Origin of the sequence: Phyllobacterium sp. NPDC097923 (assembly GCF_044760925.1) — a bacterium.
In the GTDB taxonomy this organism is placed as follows: domain Bacteria; phylum Pseudomonadota; class Alphaproteobacteria; order Rhizobiales; family Rhizobiaceae; genus Phyllobacterium; species Phyllobacterium calauticae.
Genome location: NZ_JBIWBL010000003.1, coordinates 262,008 through 287,141 on the forward strand (window position 1 = coordinate 262,008; position 25,134 = coordinate 287,141).

The window sequence follows — 25,134 nt, forward strand, 5'->3', positions numbered from 1 at the left end:
GCCGGACGGTTGCCCGTCCGCGCGGAAAGATTACCCCTATCTTATTGTATTCGCTTGTAAAAAGGAAATATATTGGATATGTCTTCGGCAGGTTCCGGTTTCTTGCCGAGGCAGTAGCCCAGTGCTTGTGCGCGCTGGTCGAGTTCTTCTCTGATCCCGTCGAGGACCGGGCCGCAATAGACCGGAGGATAGCAGTGAGACGAATTTACCGCACGTTCCGGTGATGTGAACATGAGGGTTCCGGGTTCCAGGAACGTGACCCGGTTGCCAAGATCGAGGTAGCTTTCCGCATAGGCCCCTTCCGCGATCAGCACGCCATGCTGCTCCAATTCAATATGGTAATAAATGAATGGTTCGAGCGTTGCGTCCTGCGTGATGGAAGTGCCGTTGATGAGGAGCTTTGCCGGGACGAGTGACCCATTCAGAAACAGGCAATGATCCGGCGACACATAGAGGTCGCGGTTCGGCGACCCATGATCGAGCGCGCCCGGACGGATGCGGACAGGTGCATGATCGCGCAGCTTGTCGATGGTTCTGGGATCGATCCTGCGGCTTCCGATCCAGATGATGGGTACGGCTTCACCGTTCATCGTATAGACAAGATTGCCGATCCGGAGCCTCTCGACGGCGATCTCCCCTGCCGGTGTGGAGATCAGCGTACCCATGACGAAACAGGGTGTTGTGATAGTGATCTGACCGTCATTATCCACCCGGGCAAAGTCGAATTTGGCAGCGGGATCGATTGTGAACTTTGCGCCCGCACCGAGCACCGTTCCAACTGTGTCAGTGACATCTTTGACTGCCGTTGTAACCGTCTTTACAACCTTCGACAGAAGGCCGGTTTTTTGCGCAGGCGCAGGCTCGGTGGTCTTTCCCGTCTTGAAGAGAAGTGTGTCACCCTTCAGTTCGGCGGAGGTTGCGCCATCCACTTTGATCTTGTCGCCTCCGTGAAGATTGATGATCTCGATGGGGCTGGCCACGTTGATACCGAGATTGCCGGGCTGGTATTCGAATGTGCCAGTGCCGTCTGAATAGCCAAAATCGATGGTCGTCGAGTTCGCAATGTTAACGCCGGCAGGCGGCGCGCTAAGGGTGAGTGTACTGCTTTTTCCTACTCCATAGGTGATGTGTCCGAGCGCTTTTATATCAAGTTCGGCCGGGTTCACCGTCAGATGGGCGCCGTCGACGAGGTCAATTCTTGCGTTGGCAAGAGCCTTGATGTCCACGATATGGCTGTCCAGCGTTTGATTGCCGCCGTCAATAGCATAGTGATGATCCGCGACTGGTATCAGCCAGTCGGGTAATGGAATAGGCGTCGGTTGGTTGACCATGCTTCTGTTTCCTTCTGAAAATGGACTGGTGATGAAAATCAAACGGGCGTGGCTCTTTCCGCTCCGGCGTGGAGATGAGCACGGAGGTCGATGGACGGCTTCTGTCCGTAAATTTCGCGATAGGTGGCGGCGAAGCGCGCCGGGTTTGAAAACTGCAGACTGCTTGCGACATCAGTGACGGTTCTCGCCTTGCCCATCTTGATCAGGTCATGCGCCTCTGCGATGCGGTAATGCGACAGAATTTGGATCGGCGTTGCGTCACGGAAATGTCGGAATATTCGCTGCAGTGTTCGCGTGCTGCACCCTGCGGCACCCGCTATATGATCGACCGTTACCGGAACGTAGAGATTGTTGCGGATGAATTCCTCGGCACGGCGAAGCTGTCTTGGGCATGGTTGCCGTCTGGAACGATCGCCATGGCAAAGATTGTGCGGCGCTGACGCGTAGAGCTGCGCGATCAGCAATTGCTCATAACTCATGACCAGCGGCGGCGTCTCCCCCTCCCCTTTCCTGAAAAGCAGAAGATTGATCGTGCGGTACAGGCTGGACACGGCGTGCCTGCGGAAATCGGCGACAGCTGCAAACCGGGGCTCATGAAAGCAAAATTGTCCTGACCACAGGCCAAACTGATTGCGCAACAGGGAGAGTGGAATCTGGAATGCGAGCCAGCGACAACCCTTGGTCAGTTTGAGCGACGTGGCTGGGTCGTTGATGACGGCTCCGGAGCAACCGTCCGGGATGTGCAATGCGAGGCGCGATCTGGTGTTGCCGCATTCGATGACACCGCTGAGCACAAAGATATAAAGGAGGTGGTCTGCCTTTCCGTCGGAAACGATTTCCATCGGATGGGAGGTCGAACCTTTCAGGATCTGTGTCTCATTGAGGCGGTAGATCTCGTCCAGGGGTAAACGAGGAAATATTGCGGGTCTCTGGGCAACGGGTGTCCCCGTGGCGAGCATTTGTGCCAGAGGATGGGACCGGCGGTCGCGAGCAGGATTGCTATTCCGAATTGTATCGAACATTGCTTCAATCCTTGAAAAACAGATGGTGATTGAAATCGATGCGCCAGAAAAAATACAATTTTAAATAGAATATATTTCGTACGTAATTTGAGGTTGTATTGTTAGCGAGGGATCGCTGCCGCGTAAATGCGACTTTAGTACAAGGGAATTATTTACCATGAATCGCGCTGTTTCTGGAAAGAAACAGTTGAAGAACATCTGAAATCAGGAACTGATTGTTCTGCGGGGTCTTTGATTGATGATAGGTTGGCGCCCTTTGCAGGAGTCGCCGAGGCGACCCAATTCCTTGTGTTCCCTTAGCGAGATAGTTGAAATGAGCAAGCCATCTTCTGGTCCTATACCGGCCGGTCCAAAGCCTTTTTACCGTTCATTTGGTTTTCAGGTTATTGCCGCGATGATCATCGGGCTCCTGCTCGGTCTTGTCGCCCGCAACCTCGGCCCCGACGCGGCAGGCAATCCGAATTGGCTCAGCGTAACGCTGCAGACCGTCGGATCAATCTTCGTGCAACTCCTGCGGGCGCTGGTTCCGGCGCTGATTTTCACCGCGATCGTGGCGAGCATCAGCAACCTGCGCGCCCTCAACAATGCAGCCGCTCTTGTCTGGCAGACACTGCTGTGGTTCGCCATTACGGCGCTCGTGTCGGTGGTGATCGGCATTGCGCTTGGACTTGTTATCCAGCCTGGAATCAATTCCAGCGTCCTTGCCTCTGCTGCCTCCGTTCCGTCGTCGACCGGCTCGTGGCTCGATTTCCTGAAAGGGCTCGTTCCTGCCAACATGCTGGGTCTGCAGGCGTCGACCAAAGTGACCGGTGGTTCGGCGAGCACGTATCTGTCGTTCAACGTGCTGCAGATCGTCATCATCTCCATTGTGGTTGGGGTCGCGGCGCTGCGCGTCGGATCGGTAGCGGAGCCGTTCCTTGATTTCAATCGCGCGCTGCTGGCTGTGGTGCGCAAGATTCTCTGGTGGGTGATCCGCTTGACGCCAATCGGAACGATCGGGCTGCTCGGCACGGCGGTGGCGCAGTATGGCTGGGAAACCCTGGCACAATTGGGCTGGTTTTCCGCTGCGGTCTACATCGGTCTTGGACTGGTGCTCTTTGTGGTTTATCCGATCGTGCTTCTGGCCAATGGTCTCAATCCGGCCCGGTTTTTCGCGGGCGCCTGGCCGGCGATCCAGCTTGGGTTTGTCTCCCGCTCATCGATTGGAACCTTGCCGGTCACCGAAGCCGTGACGGAGGGCAATCTCGGGGTGCCGCGGGAATATGCGGCCTTTGCCGTACCGCTGGGAGCGACCACGAAAATGGATGGCTGCGCCGCCATCTATCCGGCCATCGCCGCGATCTTCGTCGCGCAATTCTACAACGTGCCGCTGGGTGTTCAGGAATATCTATTGATTGCCTTTGTATCGGTGATCGGTTCCGCGGCGACCGCGGGGCTAACGGGCGCGATTGTCATGCTGACATTGACGCTCTCCACGCTGGGTTTGCCCTTGCAGGGTGTCGGACTTTTGCTGGCGGTCGATCCGATTCTGGATATGGGCCGCACGGCGGTGAATGTTGCGGGACAGGCGCTGATTCCGACGATCGTCGCCAAGCGGCAGGGAATTCTCGACCAGGACCGTTATGACAGCACGACGACGATTGACGTGATTGATCCGGCTGCCGTGCCCGCTGCAGCCTGAGGACATCTGCAATTTGATAAAGCGCGGCAGCGATGCCGCGCTTTCTTTTTTGGCGTTGACAGCTGTCAACTGGCTCCCGATTCGGGGTAACGGTTGGACAGCACATGCTGTGTACGCGCGACCACGCCAGTTGCGGGGTGATTCTGGAATCAGTTGACAGCTGTCAACCCGTCGAATCCTTGTGCGCGCGCCTTATGGTTAAAATACATCGCGGGTGATTCACTCTTTGTAAACCACACTTCCATAGAGTTTTACGCAATTGCCACAGTTGTAAGCGAGTACCGAGTTGTCCAAGCGTAATCAGGCAGTCAACCATAGTCTGCACACTCCCGCCATCTCCCGGCGCCATCTCTTGCTGGGCGCAGGCTCCCTCGCAGTTCTCGGCGTATCCGGATGCTCACAGACATTCGAGCTTCCCGATATGAGCGTTGACACCATGTCGACTGGCAGCATCCGCCCGCAGATCAGCGTGGATAAATCCATCACGGTTCCCGACGTTATGTACGCCGCGGTGCAGGAGGGGCCGTATTCGCTCCCTGCGATTCCCTATCAGAAGGTTCCAGCCGAGTTCCGGCGGCAGATCGTCGTTGATCCGACAGGCGAGCAGCCGGGGACAATCGTCGTGCGCTTGCAGGAGCGCTTCCTCTATCTGGTGCAGCCGGGCGGTGATGCCATCCGCTACGGCGTTGGCATCGGCAAGGCCGGGTTCCTGTGGAGCGGTCGCGCCAACATCCAGTACAAGAAGGAATGGCCGCGCTGGACGCCGCCGCGCGAGATGATCCAACGCAAGCCCGAACTGGTGAAATTCGAAAACGGCATGGAACCCGGACCGCAGAATCCGCTGGGGGCACGCGCGCTCTACATCTACAAGGATGGTGTCGATACAGGCTATCGCATCCATGGCTCGCCGGAATGGTGGTCGATCGGAAAGTCCATGTCATCCGGCTGCGTGCGTCTCATCAATCAGGATATCATCGATCTCTATAGTCGCGTGCCTGGCAAAGCCACGGTTGTCGTGGGGTAGGGAAGTCCTCCAGGAATCATTGCAGATTTGGATATCAGGCCGGGACCTATCGTCTCCGGCCTGATTGTTTTCATGGGCATGCCTGTACGCGTGGGGTTCAGGCGCGGATGAGCCCGAGCCTGCGTGCTCTGTCCATGAGGTTCTTGACCGATGAGGCGGCCCAGCGGGCAGCGCCGCGCGGCGTCCGCTCGTGCATGGCTTCAAGCTGACCGGCGATATCGCGCAGGGTCAATTCCGGGTTGGCATTGGCAATACCCGTCACCAGCATCATAAGCCGATCCTCCGGGGTGCGGCGCGGGGAGGGGGCTATCAGGCGTGCATCCGCAAGCCCTTCATTGACCAGCAGTCGTACCGAGCGGCGCAGGCGGTCGGCATTCCAGATTTGTCCGGTCTGGTGGCGCAGGCTGCGCGCCACCTCGTCCCAGGGGTGTTCGGGACGCATGCGCCGCACGATGGGCAGCCAGGATGACATCCCAGCCGTCAGGTCCGCCAGATGGCCGCGCCTGCGGGCCTGGGCGAGCTTTGCCAATGCCTCGGGCTGCTTCTCACGCAGGCCGGGATTGCCGGGAAGCCTGCCCCGCGCACGGGCGGCATTGATCCCCGCCTTGGTACGTTCGGAAATCAGGGCGCGTTCCAGCTGGGCCACGGCGCCGAGAACCTGCAGGGAAAACATGCCTTGCGGCGTCGAGGTATCGATGGGGTCGTGCAGCGACCGGAAATGCGCACCCTTTTCCTCCAGCTGTTCGATGACAGTCAGGAGATGGCTGACGGACCGGGCCAGCCGGTCGAGGCGTACCACGACCAGCACGTCACCGCGGTTGATCTCCCGCAGGAGGCGGGCCAGGACGGGACGGGCGCGCGATGCACCCGAGCCATGCTCTTCGAAGATGGTGCCGCAGCCCGCGGCCCTCAATTCCAAAAGCTGGGCATCATTGGCCTGTTCTTCCGTCGAGACGCGGGCGTAGCCAATCAGGATGGGTCTGGATGCTGCGGTCATGGCCGCGATCCTAGCAACCGTCCTGCAACTTGCAATGCCAGACGAGGGGATTGGGCGATACTCCCATCCCGCAAATGGGAGCGCAGGGAAGCCCTCATATGGGCGCCGGGGCATGCCATCCATGGAAGGGGAGGGGGTGGAAAAGGCAAATAACTTATCCACGTACGGTCCGGATCTGCTATAATTCCTGCTGGATAGGTTGCCGGGAGCAGCCTGCCAGTCCATCATGCAGAAATTAAATCTCTTTTGCCTGCACTTTTGATAATATTATTCAATAAATACAATGATGTTCGCTCAAATCGCATCTATAGTAACATGCGCATTCCAGAGCATGACAACTCTCGCTTTGGGCTACATATTCTCATGGTTTGACGCGTCTTCAAACAGTTTTTCGACAAGGTTCGCCCGATACTGAAATCAAGTTCCTGCAGAGGTCTTCTTGAAGGATCGATGAGCCAGTTCGGGTCGTTGTACTGATTTTGACGTCAGTACGGCATGGCGACCAGCGGCGACGAGGCAAGGCATCCGCTCAACGCTGAACAAAATGGCCTTTCGTCACTTCCACATAGTCACGCTGCGGTACTTTGTAGCCAACCGGGCGCACCGGACTTTTCAACTCACTGATTACGGTGTTGCGTTTGATGGCCCGCCGCGCCGGATCAGGCACGGGGACGGCATTCATCAGTGTCTTCGTATAGGCGTGTTGGGGATTATCGAAAACCGCCGCACGCGGTCCGATCTCGACAATCTCGCCGAGATACATGACGGCCACGCGATGGCTCACCCGTTCGACGACCGCCATGTCATGCGAAATAAACAGGAATGACAGGTTGAAATCCTGCTGCAGGTCGAGGAGCAGATTGACCACCTGTGCCTTGATTGACACGTCGAGCGCGGAAACGGACTCGTCCGCAACGATGACTTTGGGGTCGAGCGAAAGTGCCCGGGCAATGGCAATGCGCTGGCGCTGCCCGCCGGAAAATTCGTGCGGATAGCGGGAGAACATGTCGGCGGACAGGCCAACGCGCTCAAGCAGATCCACGGCTTTCTCGCGGGCCTGTTTCTGGGTTCCCAGCCGATGGACGATGAATGGCTCTGCGATGGTCGCACCGATGCTCATACGCGGGTTGAGGCTGGCGAAGGGGTCCTGAAAGATCATCTGGATGCTCTTGCGCATGGTGCGCAGGGCGATCTGGTCAAGGCTGAGGACACTGGTGCCATCGAGGATCACCTCGCCGCTGTTGGGCTGCACGAGACGGGTGATGGACCGGCCGGTGGTCGACTTCCCGCAACCGGATTCACCAACAAGGGACAAGGTTTCACCCTGGAACAGGTCGAATGACACGTTCTCGACCGCATGAACCGCGCCGGTCTTGCGCGAGAACAAACCTGAACGGATATCGAAACGGGTGGTCAGGTTCCTGACTTCAAGGATCGGCGTTTTGCGCTTGTCGACCGTATCGGCGACCGGGGCTGGAACGGTGGTCTCGCCGGTTTGAATGTCGACAATGGGGAAACGCAATGGCCAGTGCTGGCCTTTCATTGAACCGAGGTGAGGCACGGCTGAAAGCAGCGCCCGCGTATAGGGATGCTTGCCGCGATGGAAGATATCGGCGGTGAGCCCGCTCTCGACCGCTTCGCCGCGATACATCACAATGGTGCGATCGGAGATTTCGGCAACCACGCCCATGTCATGGGTGATGAAGAGGACAGCCATGCCTTCCTCTTCCTGCAGGACCTTGATCAGATCGAGGATCTGTCCTTGAATCGTCACATCGAGGGCCGTCGTCGGTTCGTCGGCAATGAGGAGCTTCGGGCGGCTCGCAAGCGCCATGGCAATCATGACCCGCTGGCGCATCCCGCCGGAGAACTGGTGCGGATATTCGTCGAAGCGCGCTGCGGCGTTGGGAATGCGGACCTTTTCCAGCAGGCGTATCGTTTCGGCCCGCGCCTCCGCCGGTGTCATCGCGCGGTGACAGGTCAAGGCTTCCGAGATCTGCCGCCCGATGGTGAAAATCGGATTGAGGCTGGTCATCGGCTCCTGAAAGATCATCGCAACATCGTTGCCGCGGATATCGCGCATCTGCCGGTCGGAGAGTGAAAGAAGGTTCTTGCCGTTGAGAACGACATTGCCTTCGATGCGGCTGGTTGCCTTTGTCAGCAGACGCATGACGGAGAGCGATGTAACGCTCTTCCCGGAACCGGATTCACCGACAATGGCGACGGTCTCACCCGGCATGACCTCGAAGGACACGTCGCGCACCACGCTTTTCCAGCTGCCGTCGACGAGGAAGGATGTGGTGAGCCCTTCGACAGACAGCACCGGTTTGGCTGTCTCTCCGGAAGCGTGGTTGGTTGAAGGAGCCGTCACAGGGTTCACGGTCATCCTGTCAGCGTCCTGCCGCATAGGCCTGCATCAGGCGCGGGGTGGCAGCAGCACGCAACAGCCCGTCCGCTTCGCGTTTCGCGGCGGTCAGGCGGCCCACGGTCCACGGGTCTGCGGGGGTGATCAGGTGGCCCTTCTGCTTGAGTGCGTTCAACGCATCCGTTCCGATGCTGGTCTCGATGGTGATGTTTCCAAGCTCGCTCGTGCGCGGATAGAAGGAGCTTGGGAAATGCGCCGTGTGGAACAGCGGCTGGTCGATTGCTTCCTGCAGGTTGAGGCCATGATGGATATGGCGCAGGAAGAACGGCAGCTGCCATTGGTCCTGCTGGTCGCCGCCGGGGGTGCCGAAGGCCATGGCCGGCCGTCCTTCGAAAAGGGCGATGGTGGGGGTCAGCGTTGTGCGGGGCCGCTTGCCGGGCGCAAGCGATGTCGGCAGACCCTCCCGCAGCCAGAACATCTGCGCGCGCGAGTTGAGACAGAAGCCGAGACCGGGAATGATGGGCGAGGATTGCAGCCAGCCGCCGGACGGGGTGACGGAGACCAGATTGCCCTCGCGGTCGATCACGTCGATATGGACCGTATCCCCGCGCTTTTCCGACAGGTGCGCCATGGTTGGCTCATAGACAACGCCGCCGCCCATGCCTTTCAACATGTGCATGGTCAGGTCATACTGCGCGTCAAAGCCGGGTATCCTGCCGGGTTGAAGCGTGCGGGAGGCTTCTCCCGTGATCAGCTTGCGGCGTTCATCCGTGTAGGCATCAGACAGGAGATGGTCTATCGGCACATCGGCATGCTTTGGATCGCCGTAGTAGACCTCCCGGTCCGCATAGGCGAGTTTCATGGCCTCGACCACCGTGTGCACGAACTCAGCGCCATTTGGGTCCATGGCCGCAATGTCAAAGCCTTTCAGCAGCGCAAGCGATTGCAGCAGGGCGGGTCCCTGGCCCCACGGGCCTGTCTTGGCAACGGTCCAGCCGTGATAATCGTAGGTTTGCGGTGCTTCGATCGTTGCCTGCCAGTTCGCCATATCGTCGGCGGTCAGGACTCCCCTGTGGCGACTGCCGCTGGCATCCATGACTTCGGCGCTGTGCAGATAGTCTGCAATATGCTTGGCAACAAAGCCGCGATAAAACGCATCGCGCGCTGCCTCGATCTGGTTTTCGCGTTCCTTCCTGCTTTCGGCTTCGGCAATGATGCGTTTCCAGGTTGCTGCAAGAACGGGGTTCCTGAAATTGGCATGCGGCGCCGGTGCCGTACCGCCCGGCAGCCATGTGGCGAAGGAGGTCGGCCATTCCTTGCGGAAGAACTCGCCCAAACCGCTGATGGTCGCGGCGACACGCGGCAGAACCGGATGACCGCTCTCGGCGTAGTAGATCGCCGGTTCCAGCACGTCCCGTACCGACATCGTGCCATAGTCGCGCAGCATCAGCATCCAGCCATCGAATGCGCCGGGTATGACGGTGGCCAGCAGGCCATCGCCGGGGATAAGGTCCAGACCCTCGCGCTTGTAATGGTCGATTGTCGCGCCTGCCGGCGCCGGTCCCTGTGCGCAGATGACTTCGACCTTGTTCTTCTTCTTCGAGTAGAAGACTGCCGGCATGTCCCCGCCCGCGCCGTTCAGGTGTGGCTCCACCACCTGCAGAACCATGCCTGTCGCCACGGCCGCATCAAACGCATTGCCGCCCTTTTCCAGAATGCTCATGCCAACGGCGGTGGCGATCCAGTGGGTCGATGTCACAACGCCAAAGGTTCCAAGAATCTCGGGCCGGGTGGTGAAACGGGTCATTGCATTGTCCTTTCAGATATTATGCTTCGCGCGGATCGAGGGCGTCGCGCAGGCCGTCGCCAAGAAGATTGAAACCGATAACAACGAGAAAGATGGCGGCACCCGGCCACATGGCCATCCAGGGTGCCTGGGAGAGGAAGTTCTTGGCGACATTGAGCATCGAACCCCAGCTGGGCGCAGGGGGCTGCTGCCCAAGCCCGAGGAAGGACAGGCTGGCCTCGGCAATGATGGCGGTCGCGATGGTCAGACTCGCCTGCACAAGCAGTGGTGAGAATACGTTTGGCAGGATGTAGCGGGTGATGATCCGGTAGTGCCCGAGCCCGACGGAGCGCGCCCCTTCGACATAGTCTTCGGTTTTCACGGTCAGCACCTGTCCGCGGGTCAGCCGGACGAAAAGCGGCATGGCGGAAAACCCGATGGCGATCATCGCATTGCCAAGGCTTGGTCCGAGAAAGGCGGCCAGCGCAATGGCCGTGATGAGGAACGGCATGGCAAGGAATGCCTCGGTGATGCGCGAAATGATGATGTCGATCCAGCCGCCGAAATAACCGGATATCAACCCGAGCGGCACGCCGACGGCAACGGCGATGCCCACGGAGAATACGCCCGCCATCAGCGAAGCGCGGGCGCCCCAGATCATCCGCGAAAGAATATCCCGGCCGATATCGTCGGTTCCCAGCCAATGCGCGGCGGAGGGAGCCTTGCGGATGGCCGACCAGCTGGTGGCGACGGGGTCCGCTATGGGCAAGAGCGGCGCCGTGACAGCGAGGACCAGGAAAACGCTGATAATCAGAAGCCCGGCGAGGGCGCTCCTGTTCGCCTTCAGTTTCTTCCATGCACGGTTGCCTGAACGGCTTTGCTGGGGCACTGCCGGTATTGCCTGCTGCATCGTCATAGCGTGGCCCTCATTCTTGGATTCAGCAGGATGGAGAGCACGTCGGCGACGAGATTCATCAGGATGAAGCCTGCTCCGGTACAAAGGACAACGCCCTGGACAACCGCGTAATCCCGGTTGAAAACCGCATCGACGATCAGTTTGCCGAAACCGGGAATAGTAAAGATCTGTTCCGTCAGCACGGCGCCCGCCAGCAGCTCGCCAAAGAGAAGCGCGGTCATGGTGATGATGGGAAGAAGCGCATTGCGGAACGTGTGCCGCAGAATGACGGATCGTTCGGAAACGCCCTTGGCCCGGGCCGTACGGATGTAATCGGCACTCAGGACCGTCAGCATGGACGACCGGGTGTGACGCATGAGGGTTGCTGCCAGTGCCAGGCCGAGAACGAAGGCCGGCATGATCATTGTCTGCAGCGACCGTAGCGGGTCCTTGAAGAACGGCTCGTAGCCTGATGCGGGAAGCCAGCCCAGTTTCACCGACACGAGCAGGATGAGCATGATGCCCATCCAGAAATTGGGTACGGACAGGCCGGAGAGCGCGACGACATTGGCGATGTAGTCAACCGCAGTATTCTTCCTGACCGCCGCTATTATTCCGATGGGCACGCCGATGGCCAAGGCGAACGTCATGGCCATGACAGCCAGCTGGATGGTCACCGGCAGCTTTTCGGCAATCAGGGAAAGGACAGGCTGGTTGGTCCGCAGGGATATGCCGAAATCGCCCCTGAGGGCGGAGCCCACCCAATAGAAATACTGGACGATGACTGGGTCGTTCAGGCGGTACTTGTCGCGCAGGAGTTCCAGCACCTGCGGATCGCGTTCTTCGCCGGCCATGGCCAGGATCGGGTCGCCAGGCAGCAGCTTTTGCAGCGAAAATGCAAAGATCGATATGATGATCAGTGTCGGTATGGCCAGCAGAAGCCGCTTTCCGATGTAGGTATACATGGGCTGAAAATCCTGACGCTCGCCTGGCGGCGAAGCTGCAGAATATGGCAGCTTCGCTTCAAGCCGTTTCCTTAGCTCTTCTTGACGCCCTGCAGGCGGATCATGCCGTCAGGGGAGGGGACAAAGCCAGTGACGTTCTTCTTGAGGGCCCAGATCCATGCCTGATGACCAAGATAGATGATGGGCAGATCGTCATTGAGAATTCGCGCCGCCGCATCGTATTTCTGCTTGCGCGCGGCGTTATCCGTGGAACTGCGGGCCGCGTTGAGAAGGGTGTCCACTTCAGGATTGCAGTATTTGGCATCATTGATGGCACCCTTGCAGGTGACAAACTCACGCAGATTGCCATCGGGATCAACACGTCCGGACCAATCGGCATGGCCAAACTGGAATTTTCCGGCTGGTAATTCCGACTGGAGCGTTGCGAACTCCGTTGCCTTCAGTTTGACGTTAAACCCGGCCTCCGCAACCATCGATTGGATGACCTGCATTCTCTGCATGGTAACCGGATTGTTCGGGGTTGCAAATTCTAGGTCGAGCGTTGCAAACCCAGCCTCTTTCATCAGGGCCTTGGCCTTTTCGACATCCCGGGCCGGTACGGGAATGTCCTTGTCATACCAGGGACTGTTGGGCGGGAAGGGCTGGTTGCCGGCAACGGACGTTCCTTCATAAACAACCTGATTGACGGCTTCGCGGTCAATGGCGAGCGAGAAGGCCTGGCGCAACCGCTTGTCCTTGCCGAACGGATTGTCGGCGAGCGGCCCATTGCCCACATTGGCGATCATGGCCAGATACCCGACACCGATCGCATCGGCATAGGTGAGCTTCGAATCCGCTTTCACCGCCGCAGCGTCCGTGGCGGCGAGCCGTTCCAGCATGTCGAGATCGCCGGATTGCAGGTTGGCAAGACGCACGGTCGAATCCGGGATCGGCAGGAACGTCACCTTGTCGATGAAGACGTTGGCCGCATTCCAGTAGTGCGGGAATTTTTCGAGCACGATGCGGTCCTGCTGCACGCGCTCGACGAATTTGAAGGGACCGGAGCAGACCGGCTTGCTGCCGAGGTTCGCCCCCAGTTCCGCTGCGGCCTTTGGCGAAACCATCATGCCGCTGCGATCCGACAGCTGGGCAAGCAGGGATGCGTCAGGGCTTTTGAGGGTGAATTTGACCTGATAGTCGCCCGTTGCCTCAACACTCTTCACGGAAGACAATTCGCTCTTGCGGCGGGATTCCGGCAATGTCAGCGAGCGCTGGATGTTGGCGACGACGGCCGCGGCATTGAATGGCGTCTCGTCGTGGAAAATCACGTCCTTGCGCAGGTTCATGGTCAATTCGGAACCGTCATCCGACCATTTCCAGTCCGTCGCCAGCTGCGGCACGATCTCGAGTGTCGGGCTGACATCAACCAGTTTGTCGCACAGGGCCGTATAGACGATGCGGCCGACGAAGGTGCGCGACTGTGCCGGGTCGAGGACATCGGCATCGTCCTGAAGGCCGATACGCAATTCGCTGGCACCCGCAGGCACAGCAATGAGAATACCGGCTAGCAGGCTTGCAAGAAGTCTGGTCTTTTGCATTGAAGTTCTCCTCTTTTCATCAGAGCGGTCAAATCCGCTTGTTTGTTCCGTGTTGATGGCCGGTTATCTTCCGGTCCTTATCGCGATGGTGGTCTGTGCTTGCGGCACTTATCCCGGCTGTTTCGTTTCGAATCCGTCCAGCGATGTCAGGCGGATCAGCCATTCCTGCAGCATCAGCAAGTGCTGGCGCATGGCTTCGCCCGCCCTCAGCGGATCACGGGATTCGATGGCATCGATGATGGCTGAGTGGTGATCATAGGATGTCACCGCGGCGTTGTTGCCGCTGCGCGCGCGCTCACGGATGATCTGCCAGGCTTCATCCTGGCGCACCCGGTTGACCACATCGAAGATGGTCAGAAAAAACTGATTGCCGGCACTCTGGGCAATTTGCCGATGCAGCGATCCATCCCACAGCTCATGCGAGTCGGCATCCTGGCTTTCGCGCGATTTCAGCGCCAGTTCACGCATGCGGTCGATGTCGGTTTTCTTGGCCCGCATGGCCGCGAGCTGTGCCAGCTGCGGTTCTATCCGCAAACGGACCTCCATGATTTCCATGAAGTTCGTGCCGGCGATGATGGTGTCGACATGCTCGCCCCAACTATCAGGTTCGCGTCCGGCAAATGTGCCCTGGCCCTGCCTGCGCCATATCCGGCCTTCAGCCTCCAGTACTTCCAGTGCCCGCCGGACCGAGCGGCGGCTGACGCCGAGTGATTCCGACAGCGCGCGTTCGGTTGGCAATTTGCCGTCTTTCCCGAATTCGTCGGATGCGAGAAGCCGGCGCAACCGGTCAAGCGCGTAGTTCGAGTTTTCCTGGGACTGGTTGCTTGCCATGCGGTATTGGTCCGGACCAATTGTGATATTGGTTCAGTCGACGGTATTTTTCCGATGGCGTCAAGATGTTATTTTGAGCATTTATGTTTCTGCTCAAATTGTGGGCATGCAGGTACCGGCTAACCCCTTGGAATCAGACGTGTTGCGGCTGAAACTTTTGTTCACAACTTGCCACTTTGAAGCCATGTTTTTTACATCGGTCTGACATGACGCGCTGGTAGGAATCCTTCACCGAAGCGAAACGGAATCGGTGACGAAAATGCGCGCCACAACTGATCAATGGAATCCGCACTGGGCCGTCCATCCCGGCGAGCATCTGGCGGCCTGTATCGGATCGCACGGGCTTTCACGCGAGAGATTCGCCCGGGCCGCCGACATTCCCGTGGAAACCATCGACGCGATCATCGCCGGTCAGCACCCCATCACGCTCGACATCGCCGTGCGTATAGAGCGTTCGCTCGGCATCATGCCGGATCTCTGGTTCATTCTGCAGTCAAAATGGCATCGCCAGCAGAAGGCGTCCTAGCCCGATCTGAATGGGATCATAGAAAAGTTGCGATATCCTCCAGCCGCCGTTTTTCCGTCGCATGCGCCGGAATGGTCGCGCCGGGACTGGGGTAACCGACAACCATCATGATATAGGGTTTGTCCTGTGCGGGGCGCCCGCAAATCTCGTTCAGGAACCCCATGGGATTGGGTGTGTGGGTCAGCATGGCCAACCCGGCCTTGTGCAGCGCTGCGATGAGAAAGCCGGTTGCGATGTTGACCGATTCCGGCACGTAATAATTTTTGCGCAATACCCCGTCGGCAGAGCGGCTCTTTCGCTCGCCGAATACGCAGATGAGCCAGGGAGCGTCTTCGAGAAATGGTTTGCTGCTGTCGGTTCCCAGCGGTGCCAGGGCTTCGAGCCATTCTTCACCGGCGCGGCCGGCATAGAAGGCCTGCTCCTCTTCTTCCGCAGCAATGCGGATCTGCCGCTTGATGTCGGGATTGCCGATGACGGCAAAATGCCATGGCTGATGATTGGCACCATTGGGTGCCGTTCCCGCCGCAAGCAGGCAGCTTTCGATGATATCCCGAGGCACTGGCCTTGTATCGAAATCCCGCACGGTATGACGACGGCGAATTTCCTCGTAGAAATCAAGCGCATTGCGGCGCATGAGGTCGACGGGCAATTCCTGATAGTCAGGCAGGGGGATGGGTTGGTAGGCCGCTGGCTTGGTTTGGCTCATCGTAAAAATCCTCGCATATTGTCCGCTTATATTGTCAGACAATTTTCACGAAGCAATCCCTCTTCGTGTACGATGCTGGCCTTTATTCTTAGTCAGCGGTGAAATGGTCGTCGGTCAGCGACTGTATGAGTGTGCGCGACGCTTCGATATGGTCGAGCATGATAGCCTCGGCGCGCTGCACCTGTCCGTCAAGAATGGCGCTCACCAATGCCTGATGCTGGGCATTGGAGTTCAACACCTCCTGGCGGTGAACCAGCATGCGGAACTGCAGCCAGTAGATGGAGTTGTTGAGGCGTCGCAGGGTCTCCGCCAGAAGCGCATTGCTGGCGCGTGTCACGAACAAGCCGTGGAACTCTTGGTTCAGATCCGAGAATCGCTGCATATCGCCGCCGGAAACCGCATCGTCCAGCCGCATCTGCAAGGTCTGGAGTTTTGCCGGCTCTGCCAGGATGGCCGGAGCGGCCAGACGAACCGCCAGGACCTCGAGCGCCCCGCGAACCTGAAACAGCTGATCCACGCCCTTGCGCGACAATTGTCTGACCGTGACCCCGCGATTGGGCTCGAAGGCCAGGAGACCGTCGGAAGCCAGGCGCTGAAAGGCTTCCCGGACCGTCGACCTCGATACACCGAGGCGTTGAGTGAATTCGCCTTCCGTCAGGCGCTGACCTGGCGCCAGATTGCCTGAGCGGACGCGCGCGGTAATGGCGGTGACCACGTTTTCAACGGTGGAAGCGTGTGCATGGTCACGCATGGTACGATGTTGCCCTCATGTCGTTGTCTGTACCGAGCCTATGCCGGAGCGCATCAGGACCAGATCCTAACTTTGGCTGGCGCGGCGCTTGCGGCGAAGGCTGAAAAACAGGATGATCGAGCCCTCGGCAATGAACAAGACGACGGATGCCCAGAAGCCGACATGAATGGGGTCGTAGGGGGTTCCGCGCAGTGCATAGCCAAGGCAGAGAAACGGCGTGTTCCACAGGAACGTGCCGACCGCTGTGGCCAGGGTGAATGCGCGCGGATCCAGACGCAGAACGCCAGCGGGCAGCGCGAGGTAAATACGGACGGTGGGAATGACCTGTCCGGTCAGGGTTACCCAGAAATGATTGCTGCGGTACGAATTGGTCAACCGCTCGTAGAAGGCCGGTTTGAGGAAAACATAGCGGCCGTAACGTGCGACGATGGCCTTTGCTCGCTCCGGTCCGAGCAGCCATCCCAGCGCGAACCAGCCCAATGCCCCGGCGGCGGAGCCGATTGTCGTGACCAGAATCGCCAGACCCAGGCCGCTGCCATCGGGCACTGTCATGCCCAGAAGCATGAAGAGGACATAGGAGGGGATGACCGGGATGAACTTCTCAAGCAATGCCAGAGACCCAAAACCAACGAGACCAAAGCTCAGGAGTGTCGCGATGGTTGCGGGCGCTTCGGCGGCTATATTGGCTGCAGGCATTCAAGTTCACGATCTTTTATGCCGAGGTCGGCGGTGTAGTGTCTTTCCTCCAACACGGGCCTGTGAAAGGCCCTGTTGCGCCAGAACCTCTACGGCAATTGTAGCATAACTTCCAGAGCAATGTATTGGCGGTGACACGAGGCCACGGAGTGTCCCCGCCAAACAGCCATGGATGGCAGGGTTCTAGGGACGATCGATCTTCGGCCCGATATGCGCCGGAATCGGGCATTGATAGGGGCGTCCTTCGGTTTTTTCCAGCCACTCCGCTTTAGCCTGGGCCAGAAGACCGGGATTGAGAATGAGATCAAGGCCGGTCGAAGCCAGGGACTTTGCCGCATGGGCAAAAGCCTTGTGCGCTGCCGGGCTCCTGCCCTGCGCCACCACCTGCCAGGTGTGCGGGGCAGTACCGATGGCCCATGCGGGCGCCCAGCACTGTGCGGTCGGCGTGACCCAGCTGACGTCGCCGACGTCGGTCGAACCGGCGCGGAAATGCGATTCACCTTCGAAGTCGCGCAGCCCGAGATGCAGCGGGCTGGAACCGTCAACCTTGCCGTTGAGGAACACGTCCTTCTTGATCTGATAGAGCCGGACGCTGCTTTTGATGGCCTCCGGTGTCAGCGTGTTCTGTATTTCCTGGGCAAAGGCGACATCCTTGTCGTCAAACGGCACCGGACCAAGATCGACCATATTGGCGTGGATTGCACTTTCTAGGGTGATGTTCGGCAGAAGGTTTGTTGCCGCCCGGTCGAACACGATTTCGACCTCGGTATCCGTCATCATTGCTGCGCCTTTGGCGATCCGGTCAACGCGCGCCGCCAGATCAAGCGCTACAGGCAGTTCCGGCGCGCGCACGAGATAGAGCGCTTCCGTGCGGGATTGAACCACGTTGGCGGCTTTCCCGCCGGCATCCGTGATGGCGTAGTGGACACGGCAATCCTGCGGCATGTGCTCGCGCAGGAAATTGACGCCGACATTCATCAGTTCCAGCGCATCGAGCGCGCTGCGGCCGAGATGGGCGCCATTGGAAGCGTGCGCGGCCACACCCTTGAAACGATAGTAGATCTCCAGCACCGCCAGATTGTTGGTGGAACGCACACCGTTGAACGGCGCAGGATGCCATGTCAGCGCGGTGTCCACATCGTCAAAGGCACCGGCGCGGGCCATGAATGTTTTTCCCGAGCCGCCCTCTTCGCCGGGACAGCCGTAATAGCGGATGGTGCCCGGCAATTTGTTCTCCGCCAGATGCTTCGCCAGAGCGACTGCGGCCAGCATCGAACCGGTGCCGAGCAGATTGTGCCCGCATCCATGCCCGGTGCCCCCTGATTTCTCCGGTTGCTCGACGGCAATACCCGCCTTCTGGCTCAATCCGGCCAGGGCGTCGAATTCACCGAGAAAGGCAATGACCGGCTTGCCATGACCGGACTCGCCGATGAAGGCGGTTTCGATATCGGCGATCTCACGCTCGATGCGAAAGCCGTGCTTCTCCAGCATGGCAATCTGCGTCTGCGCGGACTGGTGTTCGGAAAAGCTCAACTCCGCATAGTCCCAGATGGCGTCGCTCATTGCAGCAAATTCAGGCTGCAACCGGTCGACAGTTGCAGCAATGGCTGCAACAGTTTGCTTGGTGGTCATCATGTCTTCCCTTTGGTTGTTCAATGTCCGGGCACGAACGCCCGCAAACAAACCTTCGAATTAATCGTCGAGCGATACTTCCCAAACCCGTGCATTCGACTGCCATACGGGCGTGCCGTGCACTTTCTTCGACGCACCCCAGAGATCCATCAGGTCATAGAGAAAAATACCCGGCACATCCTGCAGCATCAGCTCGTGAAACTGGTCGAATATGGCCTGACGCTTGCTTTGGTCGGCTTCCCGGTAGGCCGCATCCATCAGCTCGATCGCCTTGGGATTATCCCACATGAGAGAGGCGTTCTTGTCCTTGTTGCCGACATAGAAACTGTACATCAGCGCGGGATCGAGGCGCGGGGTCACCGACTGCGAGATCACCTGGTAGTTGCCGCTGCGGCGGCGGTCGACCTGGGTGGCGTAATCCAGAACTTCAATCTGCACGTTGAGGCCAACCTGCTGCATCATGGCCTGGGCAACCACGGCGACGGGATAGCTTGGAACATTGCCGCGCTTGTTGGCAATGATCTTGATGACTTCGCCCTTGTAGCCGGACTCAGCGAGCTCTTTCTTGGCCTTTTCAAGATCGGTGGCAATCCGCTTCTTCTGCACGTCGGAATAATAGATCGAGTCCAGCGACACCATGGACGCGTTCGCAGCGCCGGTGCCGTTGGAAACGGCCCCGACCAGATCGTCGAGATCGAGGGCTGCCGCCATGGCGCGGCGAACGCCTGCTTTGCTCAGCACCGGATCGCGGGTCTGGATGTAGAGAAGGTTCTTGCCGTTGTTGCGCTTCATGATCAGCTGGATCGCACCATTGTCCTTCAGTTCCGGGACGAGATCGGCGGGCACTTCCGCCGCATCCAGCGCGCCTGACAGCAGGCCAGCCTTGACCGTGGACGCATCGGGAACCGCCGTGAATTTTACGCCGTCCACCAGGGGGCGCTTGGAACCCACCATGCCATCCGGCTTGCCGTCGTTCGGCGGCGATACGTACTGGTCGAATTTTGCCAGACGGACATACTCGCCGCGCTTCCATTCACCCCACTTGAAGGGGCCTGTGCCGATGGGAGCGACGAAACTGCCGTCGGCCGCCACCGACTTCGGGCTGATGATGCCGGTGTAGCCGCATTCCGGCCGTGCCATCAGGCCGAGGAACACTGCCGAAGGCGATGCGATCTTCATGGCGACGGTATGGGCGTCGACGGCCTCGATGCCGGTGACCTTGACGGTTCGGCTGCCGTCGAAATCGGCGCGGCAGGTCCACTTGGTGTCCTCTGCCATATAGCGGTTCCAGTTCCACACGACATCGGCGGCGGTCAGCGGGTCGCCATTGTGGAACTTTACATTGTCGCGCAACGGGAATGTATAGGTCAGACCGTCCGCCGACACATTGACGGATTGGGCGAGAAGCGGCTTCACATCGCCGTTCTCCGTATAGCCCACCAGCCCTTCGACCAGATGAAATATGACGGAGTCGGTGTTGCCGTCGCGGTTGACGCCGGGGACGTTGCTGCGAATATCCGAGCTTTGCGCGACATTGATGTCACGGGCCTGTGCGAGGCCGCCGGCCGTCATCAGGATTGTTCCTGCGAGAAGTATCTTTTTCATGTTCCACTCTTTTTCCATAGGTTCAGGCGTCCAGCCGCCATTTGAGTTTGACGCCGCCATTGTCGTTGAGATCCAGTGCGGGAATGGCTGAAAGCAGTTTGCGCGTATAGGCTTCCCTCGGGGTATCGAAGATTGCGTTCCGGTCGCCCTGCTCGATGATCCGGCCATCCTGCATGACGATCACCCGGTCGGCGATCTGCTCGACGACGCCGAGATCGTGGCTGATGAAGAGGCAGGAAAAGCCATAACGCTTCTGCAGGTTTGAAAAGAGGTCGAGAACCTGCGCGCGCACCGTCACGTCCAGGGCCGATACCGGTTCGTCGGCGATGAGGAATTTGGGTCGGCGCGCGATCGCCCGGGCGATGGCAACGCGCTGGCGCTGACCGCCGGAAAGCTGGTGCGGATAGCGGTCGGCAAAAGCCTTGCCGAGGCCGACCTCTTCGAGTGTCTCGGCAGCACGCTGCTTTTTTTCCGCCGCCGTCAGGTCGGGGATAAGCCGCAACGCTTCCTCGACAAGTGCCATGATGGTCATGCGCGGGTCGAGCGACGAATAGGGATCCTGAAAAACCATCTGGCAGTTCATGCGGTAGTTGAACCAGTCGTTGTCACGGCGCTTGCCATGGAACAGGATTTCGCCGCTGGTTTCCTTGACCAGTCCGGCGATGGTACGGCCGAGTGTGGTCTTCCCCGAGCCCGAGCCGCCGACCAAAGCCACCACCTCGCCGGGATGGATATCGATGCTGATGCCATGAAGGGCGCGTTTGGCAATGCCTTTCTTGAACAGGCTTTTGCGCCCGGCATAATCAACCACGATGTCGCGCGCTGAAACGATCGGGCTGACGCTCGTGTCGATGACACGCACGTCACCGCGGAACGGCAGGGAGGACAGCAGCTTGCGCGTATAGGGATGCTTCGGTCTTGAGAGGATTTCTTCCGTCGTCCCCTGTTCGACCACCACACCCCGTTCCATCACGACAAAACGATGGGTGTAGCGGGCAACCATCGGCAGGTCATGGCTGATCAGCAGGACGGCGGTCCCTTGCTCCTTGGTCAGTTCCACCATCAGTTCCATGACATCGCGCTGCACGACGGCATCCAGCGCGGTTGTCGGCTCGTCGGCAATCAGCAGCGCCGGTTTCAGGAGCATGACCGAGGCCAGCATGATGCGCTGGCGCATACCGCCGGAAAATTCGTGCGGATAGGCAGTCAATGCACCGGCCGGGTCCTTCAGGCCGACGCGGGTCAGCATGTGCAGGATGTTGGTCCGGCGCATCTCGGGTGTCTGTTTGGTGTGGAGAACGAGCCCTTCTTCCAACTGGCGGCCAATGGTCATCGACGGATTGAGGGAGGTCATCGGTTCCTGAAAGACGACGCCGATTTCGCCGCCACGCAAACGCCGCAGCGTGCGGTCGCTGGCCTGAAGCGTATCCTGACCCTTGTAAACGATCGAACCGCTGGCATGCCGGATGCCCGGCGCAATCAGTCCGATGATCGACCGTGTCGCCAGCGTCTTGCCCGACCCGGATTCGCCGACAATACCGACGATCTCTCCGGGGGAGACATCGAAGCTGACATCTTTGACGACGGCGCCGCCATTGTGGATGACTTCGAGTGTCAGCCCGCGAACGCTGAGAAGCGCGTTTTGATTGCTCATTTCAAACCTCTCATGCGGGGATCGAGCTTGTCACGCAGGGCATCCCCAAGCAGGTTGATACCGAGAAGGGTCAGCGCGATGCAAAGACCGGGAAAGAAGCCGAGCCAGGCTGCCTGTTCGATGAACGGCCGGCCGGCGGCAAGCATGTTGCCCCAGGTGGGTGCGGGTGGCGGAACGCCAAGGCCGAGGAAGCTCAGCGCACTTTCCGAAAGGATCGCCCAGCCGAACATGGATGTCCCCAGAACCGTAATCGGTGCCAGGCAATTGGGCAGGATGTGGCGGAGAATCGTATAGATTTCGCTGTTGCCCATGACCTTGGAGGCTTCGATGAATTCCCGTTCGCGCAGGGAAAGGACAGCACCGCGCACGATACGCGCCATCGACGGGGTATAGGCGATCCCAAGTGCGAAGATGATGCCGTACTGGTTGGCGCCGAAAACCGCGAGCAGTCCGAGGGCGAGAAGAATACCGGGAAAGGCCAGCAGGGCATTGTTGAACGCCATGATGACGCCGTCGACCCAGCCGCGTGCATAACCGCTGATCAGGCCGATAAGGGTGCCGAAGAACACAGCAAAACAGACTGTGGCAAAGCCGATCCAGACACTGGCCTGTGCCCCGACCATCAGCCGGCTCAGGACATCCCGTCCGAACTCGTCGGTGCCGAGAAGATGCGCTGCACTCGGTGCGGCCAGACGCGCGGAAAAACTGAGCTTCATCGGATCGAACGGCGTCCAGAGCATGCCGATGGCCGCGACGATAAAGAGGAGGGTGATGATGGTGCCACCGATCACCCCGTTGAATGTAAGCTTTTTCATTCCGCCACCACCCGTGGATCAAAGAGTGGATAGAGAAGATCCACGACGAGGTTGACCAGGACATAGGCAACCGCAACCAGCAGGAGACAGCCCTGAATAACGGGATAGTCGCGCTGGAAAATACTGTCGACGAGCAGGCGGCCGAGGCCCGGTATGGAGAAAACCGTTTCGATAACGGCAATACCGCCGAGCAGATTGCCAAGAATCAGGCCGATCATGGTCCAGGTCGGACCAAAGGCGTTCTTGAAGGCGTGACGCCACAGAACTGCCTGTTCCGACAGGCCTTTGGCACGGGCATGGGTGATGTAATCAAGGCGCAGGACTTCCAGCGTGGATGCGCGGGCCATGCGGATGATCACACCCATCTCGTGGATAAAGAGGGTGGCAACCGGCAGGGCCATGTAGATAAGCCCGGCCTTCCAGTTCGTCGTCACCGAGACGTAGCCGAGCACCGGCACCCAGCCGAGTTTCAGCCCGAAGAAAAGCAGCAGCAGCAGTCCGAGCCAGAATGTGGGAATGGACAGGAGAACCGTTGCCGTGCCGACCAGCGCGAGATCGGTGAGGCTGTTCTGTTTCCATGCCGCGATAACACCAGCCGGGACGGCGATCACGCTTGCAATCAGAACCGCCAGAACAACGATTTGCGCGCTGATGAAAAAACGTGAGAGCACGAGGTGCAGGACGGGCTCACCGGTAACGATGGACTTGCCGAAGTCGCCGTTGAACAAATGCCCCACCCAGATCATGAACTGCACCGGAATGCTCTGGTCGAGCCCCAGCGTGGAACGCAGGGTGGCGATCTGCTGCGGTTCGGCAATATCCCCAAGCATCAGAGCTGCCGGATCGCCCGGGATGAGGCGGATAAGGGTGAACACTGCCACTGCCACGATGACAATCGTGGGCACAGCCATCAGCATTCGGCCGAGTATAAATTTGATCACGTGGTTCCCATTCTGCTCTTTTGGCTGCGCGGAAGTTCCCCGCAGTCATCTGGCCATTGTGTGCCGGACTATGAGCATATGTGAAAACCATGCGCAATATTATGAGTAAATGTCATAGTGCTATGCAAGCGGGTACTTGCGTGACAGGTATGTGCGCACCCATGTCCGGCGGAAAGCCATCTGTTCAGCTTTGCGGGCCCTCGACGTTGAGAAGCCTTTGCTTCATCCGCCTGCTGAGCGCTTCGGCAGCGATGGACAGCGGAACGCCAGCCGCCTTGGCAAGGCCGAAACTCTGCGTGAGCGGCGGATCGAAGGGCCGTATGACGATCCTTGTATCCTTGGTCAGGTGCGCGAAGAAGCTGCTGATGATGGCTATCCCAAGCCCATGCGCGGCATAGGAAAAGGCAGAATTGTTGCTGTGCGTTTCAATCTTGACGGTCTGCGACACGCCGGCCTGGCGAAAAATCTCATCGAGTTTCATGCGGGTGGGCCTGTTGCGGCCGGTCAGAATCAACGGAATATTGCGTAAATCCCTGGGTGTGACGATGTCCAGGGCGGCGAGGGGATGATCGGCGGGAATGACGCACACCTTTCGGCCGCTCACGACCACCTCAAGCTCGACGCTGGTGCTCTGCTGTCCTTCATAGCGCAGGAAACCGAAATCCACGATGCGCTGTTCGATCAGGCGGGTGATGGCGCCCGACGTGTCGAAGAACGTTTCTATGCGTACCCGCGGAAAATCCCTGTCGAAATCCGCGAGAAGATCCGGGGTAAACTGGTCGGCAAGGCTGTTGGGCAGTGCGATGCGCACTGATTCCGGCCCGACGGCCCCGCTGCGCAGATCCTGCGCAAGGTTGGTGAAGCGGTCTATTCCGGCAAGGACGAGTTCGGCGTCATAGGCGAGTTTTTCCGCCTCCGGTGTCGGGATCAGCCGGCCTTTGTCCCGTGCAAACAGCTGCATCGACAGGTTGGCTTCGAGCTGTTGCAGCAGGCGGCTGACGCCAGACTGGCTCAGGCCCATGGCCCGCGCCGTTGCAATTGTGGAGCCGGTAACGAGTAGGGTGCGCAGAACTTCGAGCTGCCGGACATTCATTGGGTTCTCACAGATCTCATGGACAGGGCGATTGTGTCTCGATTCGATGGAATAGGCCGAGCCCCGTCGAAGCTAAACTGTTAATTTTGCGTAAACAATCCGTCACGTGCCTTCAAAATGTCCCATTGGGAGGCGAATTGTGAATGGTCTGTCACTTGCGCATTCCGGCACGCCTTCACATGTGTTGCTTCAGGTATATCGAATGAGATCGCCCTGCGATACCTTCTGTAACCTGTTGCTG

21 protein-coding genes are annotated in these 25,134 nt (G+C 59.0%); 3 read left to right on the forward strand and 18 right to left on the reverse strand.

Features of this window, described 5'->3' with window-relative positions:
- Positions 1 to 41 precede the first annotated feature (41 nt).
- Both ACIQWS_RS17040 and ACIQWS_RS17045 read right to left on the reverse strand, forming a co-directional pair.
- Positions 42 to 1,373 carry a Hint domain-containing protein gene (locus ACIQWS_RS17040; protein WP_403181818.1) on the reverse strand — a complete coding sequence of 444 codons (1,332 nt, stop codon included), beginning with the start codon at positions 1,371 to 1,373 and terminating at the stop codon, positions 42 to 44.
- Complete coding sequence (locus ACIQWS_RS17045; protein ID WP_403181823.1) at positions 1,370 to 2,353, reverse strand: helix-turn-helix transcriptional regulator; 984 nt, start codon at positions 2,351 to 2,353, stop codon at positions 1,370 to 1,372. The genes ACIQWS_RS17040 and ACIQWS_RS17045 overlap by 4 nt, the downstream gene beginning before the upstream one ends.
- A 313-nt stretch (positions 2,354 to 2,666) precedes the next feature.
- Here ACIQWS_RS17045 and ACIQWS_RS17050 point away from each other — a divergent pair, with 313 nt between their 5' ends.
- Together ACIQWS_RS17050 and ACIQWS_RS17055 are read left to right on the forward strand one after the other, a co-directional pair.
- On the forward strand, positions 2,667 to 4,034 hold the full coding sequence (locus tag ACIQWS_RS17050; RefSeq protein WP_403181825.1) for a dicarboxylate/amino acid:cation symporter: 1,368 nt from the start codon (positions 2,667 to 2,669) through the stop codon (positions 4,032 to 4,034).
- Between the two features lie 319 nt (positions 4,035 to 4,353).
- Positions 4,354 to 5,058: a L,D-transpeptidase gene (locus ACIQWS_RS17055; RefSeq protein ID WP_223614934.1), complete on the forward strand. Its 705-nt coding sequence runs from the start codon at positions 4,354 to 4,356 to the stop codon at positions 5,056 to 5,058.
- A 97-nt stretch (positions 5,059 to 5,155) separates the two neighbouring features.
- Here the strand turns inward: ACIQWS_RS17055 and ACIQWS_RS17060 are convergent, their stop codons facing one another.
- From ACIQWS_RS17060 to ACIQWS_RS17090, 7 genes are all read right to left on the reverse strand, one after another.
- Positions 5,156 to 6,055, reverse strand: coding sequence for a recombinase family protein (locus tag ACIQWS_RS17060; RefSeq protein WP_403181829.1), 900 nt, complete (start codon positions 6,053 to 6,055; stop codon positions 5,156 to 5,158).
- Positions 6,056 to 6,584: 529 nt separating this feature from the next.
- Positions 6,585 to 8,441: an ABC transporter ATP-binding protein gene (locus ACIQWS_RS17065; protein WP_403181831.1), complete on the reverse strand. Its 1,857-nt coding sequence runs from the start codon at positions 8,439 to 8,441 to the stop codon at positions 6,585 to 6,587.
- 4 nt (positions 8,442 to 8,445) lie between these two features.
- On the reverse strand, positions 8,446 to 10,227 hold the full coding sequence (locus tag ACIQWS_RS17070; protein ID WP_403181834.1) for a gamma-glutamyltransferase family protein: 1,782 nt from the start codon (positions 10,225 to 10,227) through the stop codon (positions 8,446 to 8,448).
- Positions 10,228 to 10,246: 19 nt separating this feature from the next.
- Positions 10,247 to 11,116, reverse strand: coding sequence for an ABC transporter permease (locus tag ACIQWS_RS17075; protein WP_403182546.1), 870 nt, complete (start codon positions 11,114 to 11,116; stop codon positions 10,247 to 10,249).
- Positions 11,117 to 11,118: 2 nt separating this feature from the next.
- A complete protein-coding gene (locus ACIQWS_RS17080; protein ID WP_223614673.1) occupies positions 11,119 to 12,066 on the reverse strand; it encodes an ABC transporter permease in 948 nt (315 codons plus the stop codon).
- 71 nt (positions 12,067 to 12,137) lie between these two features.
- Positions 12,138 to 13,643: an ABC transporter substrate-binding protein gene (locus ACIQWS_RS17085; RefSeq protein ID WP_403181838.1), complete on the reverse strand. Its 1,506-nt coding sequence runs from the start codon at positions 13,641 to 13,643 to the stop codon at positions 12,138 to 12,140.
- Between the two features lie 108 nt (positions 13,644 to 13,751).
- Entirely contained in the window at positions 13,752 to 14,474 is a 723-nt protein-coding gene (locus ACIQWS_RS17090) for a FadR/GntR family transcriptional regulator (protein ID WP_223614675.1), read from the reverse strand.
- A 259-nt stretch (positions 14,475 to 14,733) separates the two neighbouring features.
- Between ACIQWS_RS17090 and ACIQWS_RS17095 the strand changes: the two genes are divergently transcribed.
- The gene (locus ACIQWS_RS17095; protein WP_223614676.1) at positions 14,734 to 15,000 is read left to right on the forward strand and encodes a HigA family addiction module antitoxin; all 267 of its coding nucleotides are present in this window, start codon (positions 14,734 to 14,736) and stop codon (positions 14,998 to 15,000) included.
- A 16-nt stretch (positions 15,001 to 15,016) separates the two neighbouring features.
- Here ACIQWS_RS17095 and ACIQWS_RS17100 read toward each other — a convergent pair whose 3' ends face one another.
- The 9 genes from ACIQWS_RS17100 to ACIQWS_RS17140 form a co-directional block, all read right to left on the reverse strand.
- Entirely contained in the window at positions 15,017 to 15,706 is a 690-nt protein-coding gene (locus ACIQWS_RS17100; RefSeq protein WP_403181843.1) for a nitroreductase family protein, read from the reverse strand.
- Positions 15,707 to 15,794: 88 nt separating this feature from the next.
- Positions 15,795 to 16,457, reverse strand: coding sequence for a GntR family transcriptional regulator (locus tag ACIQWS_RS17105; protein WP_403181846.1), 663 nt, complete (start codon positions 16,455 to 16,457; stop codon positions 15,795 to 15,797).
- A gap of 66 nt (positions 16,458 to 16,523) precedes the next feature.
- Entirely contained in the window at positions 16,524 to 17,153 is a 630-nt protein-coding gene (locus ACIQWS_RS17110) for a DedA family protein (protein ID WP_403181848.1), read from the reverse strand.
- A 183-nt stretch (positions 17,154 to 17,336) separates the two neighbouring features.
- Complete coding sequence (locus tag ACIQWS_RS17115) at positions 17,337 to 18,785, reverse strand: M20 family metallopeptidase (protein WP_403181851.1); 1,449 nt, start codon at positions 18,783 to 18,785, stop codon at positions 17,337 to 17,339.
- A 60-nt stretch (positions 18,786 to 18,845) separates the two neighbouring features.
- Positions 18,846 to 20,390 (reverse strand): ABC transporter substrate-binding protein, encoded by a 1,545-nt coding sequence (locus tag ACIQWS_RS17120; protein WP_403181854.1) that lies wholly within the window; start codon positions 20,388 to 20,390, stop codon positions 18,846 to 18,848.
- 22 nt (positions 20,391 to 20,412) lie between these two features.
- Positions 20,413 to 22,044 carry an ABC transporter ATP-binding protein gene (locus ACIQWS_RS17125; protein ID WP_403181856.1) on the reverse strand — a complete coding sequence of 544 codons (1,632 nt, stop codon included), beginning with the start codon at positions 22,042 to 22,044 and terminating at the stop codon, positions 20,413 to 20,415.
- Positions 22,041 to 22,859 carry an ABC transporter permease gene (locus tag ACIQWS_RS17130; RefSeq protein WP_223614683.1) on the reverse strand — a complete coding sequence of 273 codons (819 nt, stop codon included), beginning with the start codon at positions 22,857 to 22,859 and terminating at the stop codon, positions 22,041 to 22,043. The genes ACIQWS_RS17125 and ACIQWS_RS17130 overlap by 4 nt, the downstream gene beginning before the upstream one ends.
- On the reverse strand, positions 22,856 to 23,800 hold the full coding sequence (locus ACIQWS_RS17135) for an ABC transporter permease (RefSeq protein ID WP_403181858.1): 945 nt from the start codon (positions 23,798 to 23,800) through the stop codon (positions 22,856 to 22,858). The genes ACIQWS_RS17130 and ACIQWS_RS17135 overlap by 4 nt, the downstream gene beginning before the upstream one ends.
- 184 nt (positions 23,801 to 23,984) lie before the next feature.
- Positions 23,985 to 24,893, reverse strand: a complete 909-nt coding sequence (locus ACIQWS_RS17140; protein ID WP_346305842.1) for a LysR family transcriptional regulator — start codon at positions 24,891 to 24,893, stop codon at positions 23,985 to 23,987.
- Positions 24,894 to 25,134: the final 241 nt, after the last annotated feature.